Here is a 5,355-nt window from a genome sequence, read left to right on the forward strand (position 1 = left end):
CCATGCGGGCCAGCGCATCTGCCAGTTGCCCGATTTCGTCCGCGCGCTTCAGGCTGAAGTCCTGATCCAGGTCGCCGTCAGCCACTTGTGTGGCCTTGCCCGCGATAGCCACAAGCGGATTGGCTATACCCCGCTTGGTGGCAAGGCCGTAGAGCGCGCCGAACACAAGAGCCAGTCCCAGCAGCACAAGGCTGTACAGGCGGCCGTGCTCGTAGACAGTTGTGGTTTCAGCCGCACGCCGTTCAGCTTCGCCCATCATGGCCGCGCCAAGGTCGCCCATCATGCTTTCAACATTGTTGACCTGCTCACGCATTCTGACGAGATCAGCAAGCAGGTGTTCTTCGGAAGCCGTATCTGCCTTTTTTATAAGATCCTTATAGCCTGAATCCATTACGGCAAACGCCTGTTGCAGTTTTTGCAGCAGAAGCCTGTTGTTTGCATCGGTGATGAGAGGTTCAGCCTTTTTCAGGGCCTCGGCAGTCTGGTCGGCGTAGCGGTTATAATTCTGCACATATCCCGGGCGGACGTCCGGGGGGAAAATAATGACGTTGTAAAGCTCCCTCACGGCCGCAAGCATGTCGATATTGGCCGCATTGGCGTACTCAAGGCCCTGCAGGTCAATGAAATACATGTTGTCTGCCTCATCGCTTACCAGGTTGAGCTGCCGGATGCCCCAGAACGCGATGCCTGCCATGCAAAGCAGCAGAAGAGCAATCAGGGCGGTAATTTTGGTGCCCACTTTTAGATTGGAAAAAAAGTTCATCACATCCTCCTTGCAGAAAGTGCTGGCAAAAATTGGCTACTGCCGGTATCCACACGATTTTTGTGAAGTTTAGCAAATCACAGTCTGGCCGTGGATTGCGGGGGCGCGGCCTGTGCGGCATGGCTTGTCATCTTTGTGCAATATCTGATGCTCTCATGCGGCTTTTGCGAACACGACTGTTGTTTGTATACCTCGTGCGATTGCCTCTGAAACAGAAGCAATTTTGAATTTTATAATAACATATCACAGTGAACTAGTTAGAACAAGACTGTTAGGATATTATGGTGAGAGGTCGCGATATGTTGAGAAGCAGTCTTAAAAAGATAATAAATGAAAAGAAGGTGACGCACAGAGATATTGACGCGCGAACTGGTTTGTCAAGTCACACTATAACACGGGCAAGAAACCATCTTATTATCGGTTACCGGATGTCAACACTTCTGAACATCGCCCAGGCGCTGGGTGTAAAAGTCAAAGACTTGTTTTCAGAATAGCCTGTTCCGGCGAAAATAACATTTTGCCTGATTTCAGTTTTAGTTTATTTTTGGGTATCCTTTTAAAATTAAATAAATTTTATGTGTTCTTTGTATAATATTTTCTTTATGTCCTGCCTTTTTTTCATGTTATTTTAGTTAACTACGGAGAAGAAATTTTCGATTGATGAAAAAATCAATATTTCTCTTGCTTTGGCCCACCGATAAACAGCCTTCGATTATGTTGCACGATGCCGCTCTTGCCTGAAAGCACCCGCAAAAAATTTGCAAGATTTGATCGCCTTTTTATGCGGGGGGGGCTGATAGCTGTCCGCAGTGGTAATATATTGCCATCTTGTGTCAAGAAAATTCCGCTATACTGATGAAATGGAAAAATATCCTTATTTAAATGAAGCTGTTGCCAATGTTTTGAAAGAAAGGCGCGAAGCTCTTGCCATGAGTAAGCGCAAGTTGTCCGAGCTTGCGATGATAGAGCGGGCTTATATTACCGGGTTGGAGAATGGTAAATGGAATGTGACATTAAACGTTTTATTTTTTTTGAGCGAGGCGCTTGAGGTTGAGCCTGAGAGGTTTGTCGGGCTGGTCCGGAATGAAATTGAAAATTTGAAAAAACGAAAGGGATTGTAACCATGTTATGGTTACAATCCCTTTCGTGGAACAGAGCCTTATACAAAAGGCGGCCAGTTTTTTTGCTGTGCTGCTTTATGCGGTGTCCGGCCTATTCCGCAGCCACGCTGCCCACGGCCTGAAGCCGGATGTCCGGGGGGATTTCGGCTTGCGAAATGACCGGCACCGAGGGCAGAAAGCGCGTGACAAGCTGGGCCAGGTGCGGGCGTATGACGGGGTTTACCAGCAGCACGGGCTGGCCGTCGGTGTTGACGGCGTTTTCCACGGCGGAGCTGATGTTCTGCACCAGCCGCTGGGCCGAGGCCGGATTGAGCGAAAGAAAGGTCGCTCCCGTATCTGCCTGGCGCACGCCTTCCTGCACCATGCGTTCGGCATTGGGGGCAAGGGTGAGCACGGGCAGCGTTCCCTGGCTGTCCAGATAGGGGCGCACGATGGACCGCGCCAGCTTTTCACGAACGTATTCCGTCAGCATATCGGGGTTTTTTACGCCTGCGCCAAAGTCGCCCAGGGTTTCCACAATGGTGAGCATGTCGCGTATGCTCACGTTTTCGCGCACCAGCAGTTGCAGCACCTTTTGCACGGTGCCAAGGGGCAGCACGCCAGGCACAAGGTCTTCCACGGCCTTGGGCGAATGCTTCGCCACGGTGTCCAGCAGGCCCTGAACCGCCTGACGGTCAAGGAAGTCGGCCAGATGGCGCTTGAACACTTCCGTCAGGTGGGTGGCAATGACTGTTGCCGGGTCAACCACCGTATAGCCCGCCAGCATGGCTTCTTCGCGCTGGCTGTCGGGTATCCAGAGCGCGGGCAGGTTAAAGGCCGGTTCGCGTGTCTCAATGCCGTGAATCTTGGTGGTCACGTTGCCGGGATCCATTGCAAGAAAATGGTCGACAAGAATTTCCGCCGAGGCCACCTGATTGCCCTTGATCAGCAGGGAATACTGGCCGGGCTTGAGCTGCAGGTTGTCACGCAGGTGCAGCGAGGGAATGACCACGCCCATATCCAGCGCAAACTGCCGCCGTATGGAGCGTATGCGCGCCAGCAGGTTGCCGCTTTGCTCTTCATCCACCAGAGGAATGAGGCCGTAGCCCACTTCCAGTTCAAGCGTATCCAGGGGCAGAAGGGCCTGCACCTCTTCTGGGGTGTCGGCTGTGCCGGACCCGGATTTGGCCTTGTTTTCCTTTTTTTCTCTGGCTTCGTCGTCGGCTTCATTCTTTTCCGTAAGGCGCGCCACCGTGAAAATAAGGGCGGAAATGACCAGAAAAGGAATGGTGGGCAGACCGGGAACAATGGCGAAGAGCAGCAGCACGGCCGAAACCATCTTGAGCGCGCGGCTGTTGAAGGTAAGCTGGGCCAGAAATTCTTCGCCCATCTTGGCTTCGGAGGCCGCGCGTGAAACCAGCAGACCCGTGCCTGTGGACACGATGATGGACGGGATGGTCGACACAAGACCGTCGCCGATGGTCAGCAGCGAGTAGGTCATGAGGGCCGTGTTCCAGTCCATGTCTTTCTGCACCATGCCGATGATGATGCCGCCCACGATATTGACAAGGGTGATGAACATGCCCGCGTTGACGTCGCCCGAAACAAATTTGCACGCACCGTCCATGGCGCCGTAAAAGTCCGCTTCCTTGCGCATGCCCTTGCGGCGTGCGGTGGCTTCTTCCTCGTCAATAAGTCCGGCGTTGAGGTCGGCCTCAATAGCCATCTGCTTGCCGGGCATGGCGTCCAGGGTAAAGCGGGCCGCCACTTCGGCGATGCGCGTGGTGCCTGCGGTGATGACCACCTTGTTGAGAATGAACAGGATCATGAATATGACCGCACCCACCACATAGCTGCCGCCCACGACAAATTCGCCGAAAGCGCGGATGACCGAGCCTGCGGCGTCAACGCCCATGTCGCCGTTGAGCAGGATAAGCCGGGTGGCGGCCACGTTGAGCGAAAGCCGCAGCAGGGTGGTCACCAGCAGCAGTGACGGAAAAATGGTGAATTCCAGCGGCGAGCTCATGAACATGGTGGTAATGAGCACCAGCAGGGATATGGAAATGCTCACGCAGAGCATGATGTCGAGAAAAAACGTGGGCAGCGGAACCAGCATGACCAGAAGGATGATGACCACGCCGGCGGCAAGCATGATTTCCCCGTTACGGGAAAACCTGCTGTAGTCGAGCTTGGGAAGGCTTGCTGAAGCCATTTTTCTGACACCTCGCTTCTGCGTCCTGTTTGGGAGCGCACGCTGGAAAAACTAAGAATTATGCACCTTTGGCTTGAGCTTCCAGATGGCGGCCAGCACTGTGGCAACAGCCTTGTAAAGCTCTTCGGGGATCATGTCGCCCACCTCGGCAGACTTATACAAAGCCCGTGCCAGAGGCACATTTTCGCGGATGGGAACATTGTGCTCCCGTGCCGCCTGCTTGATTTTTTCGGCAAGATGGTCCGCGCCCTTGGCCAGCACCACAGGGGCCGGGGCCTCTGTGGCGTTGTAGCGCAGGGCTACGGCAATGTGCGTGGGGTTGGTGATCACCACGTCGGCCTTGGGCACGTCCTGAAGCATGCGCTTGCTCATGGCCTCCATCATCTTCTTGCGCTGCTGGCTTTTGACCACGGGGTCGCCGTCGGCCTGCTTGTGTTCGTCCTTGACCTCATCCTTGGTCATTTTCATGTTTTCCTTGTAGGCATAGCGTGACTGCCACACGTCAAAGGCCGCGATGATGAGGATGGGGATAAGGGCGTAGCTGACCAGCTTGAACGCCATTTGCAGCATGTACACGGCGACCCCTTCGGTGGTGGCATAGTACATGGGCAAGAAATTTTGATATTCCTTATAGATAATCCATGCGGGTATGATGGACAGGATAAGGGAAAACATCAGGCTCTTGATGGTGCGCAGGATGGTCTGGGGCGAAAAAAGCATCTGCTTGATGCCCTTGAAAATATTGAAACGCTGCAGCTTGGGCTTGAAAACCTTGGTAGTCCACAGTTTGCCCACCTGCAGGCGCTGGGCCAGCATGCTGAGCACAGCCAGGGTAAGCAGAATGGGCATGATGATCTTGCAGACCTCAAACATGAGGTCCAGCGTGAGGCTGTATACATTTTCCGGGTTGGGGTCGAATTCCCACGCATGGCTCAAAAAGTGGCGGAACAGCTTTTTGATTTCTTCGCTCATTGGGCCTATCCAAGCATAAAGAATGGACATGCCGCCGAGCAGGCTCACAGCCTTGCCCAGTTCCTGGGATTTGGGAACGTTGCCCTCGCCACGCTGCTTATTGATGCGTTTCGGGGTTGCTTCTTCTGTTTTACTGGGGTCTTTCTGTTTGCCGAACATGCCGTTTCCGCCGTCGTTTTATTGGCGCATCGCTGAAAGAGCTGCGAGCGCTTATCAGGATAGCAAGAAGCGTACCCGGGACAGCGGTGCGGCACCGCGCCTGCCGCTGCGCGCCGTTTCCGGCAGGGAAAAAAGCGGATCAGCCGGGC

At 54.0% G+C, this 5,355-nt stretch carries 5 protein-coding genes; 2 read left to right on the top strand and 3 right to left on the bottom strand.

Annotated elements, in window-relative coordinates:
* The coding region (locus V6C07_RS12240; RefSeq protein WP_333536758.1) for an MCP four helix bundle domain-containing protein at window positions 1-763 on the bottom strand (763 nt) is incomplete at its 3' end.
* A 299-nt stretch (window positions 764-1,062) separates the two neighbouring features.
* Here V6C07_RS12240 and V6C07_RS12245 point away from each other — a divergent pair.
* Window positions 1,063-1,257, top strand: coding sequence for a helix-turn-helix domain-containing protein (locus V6C07_RS12245; protein WP_333536759.1), 195 nt, complete (start codon window positions 1,063-1,065; stop codon window positions 1,255-1,257).
* 366 nt (window positions 1,258-1,623) lie between these two features.
* On the top strand, window positions 1,624-1,884 hold the full coding sequence (locus V6C07_RS12250) for a helix-turn-helix domain-containing protein (RefSeq protein ID WP_333536761.1): 261 nt from the start codon (window positions 1,624-1,626) through the stop codon (window positions 1,882-1,884).
* Between the two features lie 91 nt (window positions 1,885-1,975).
* Here V6C07_RS12250 and flhA read toward each other — a convergent pair whose 3' ends face one another.
* Together flhA and flhB are read right to left on the bottom strand one after the other, a co-directional pair.
* Entirely contained in the window at window positions 1,976-4,075 is a 2,100-nt protein-coding gene (gene flhA, locus V6C07_RS12255) for a flagellar biosynthesis protein FlhA (RefSeq protein ID WP_333536762.1), read from the bottom strand.
* A gap of 51 nt (window positions 4,076-4,126) precedes the next feature.
* A complete protein-coding gene (gene flhB, locus V6C07_RS12260) occupies window positions 4,127-5,206 on the bottom strand; it encodes a flagellar biosynthesis protein FlhB (RefSeq protein ID WP_333536764.1) in 1,080 nt (359 codons plus the stop codon).
* Window positions 5,207-5,355 lie beyond the last annotated feature (149 nt).

It is taken from the genome of Desulfovibrio sp. 1214_IL3152 (assembly GCF_036763055.1).
Classification (GTDB): domain Bacteria; phylum Desulfobacterota; class Desulfovibrionia; order Desulfovibrionales; family Desulfovibrionaceae; genus Desulfovibrio.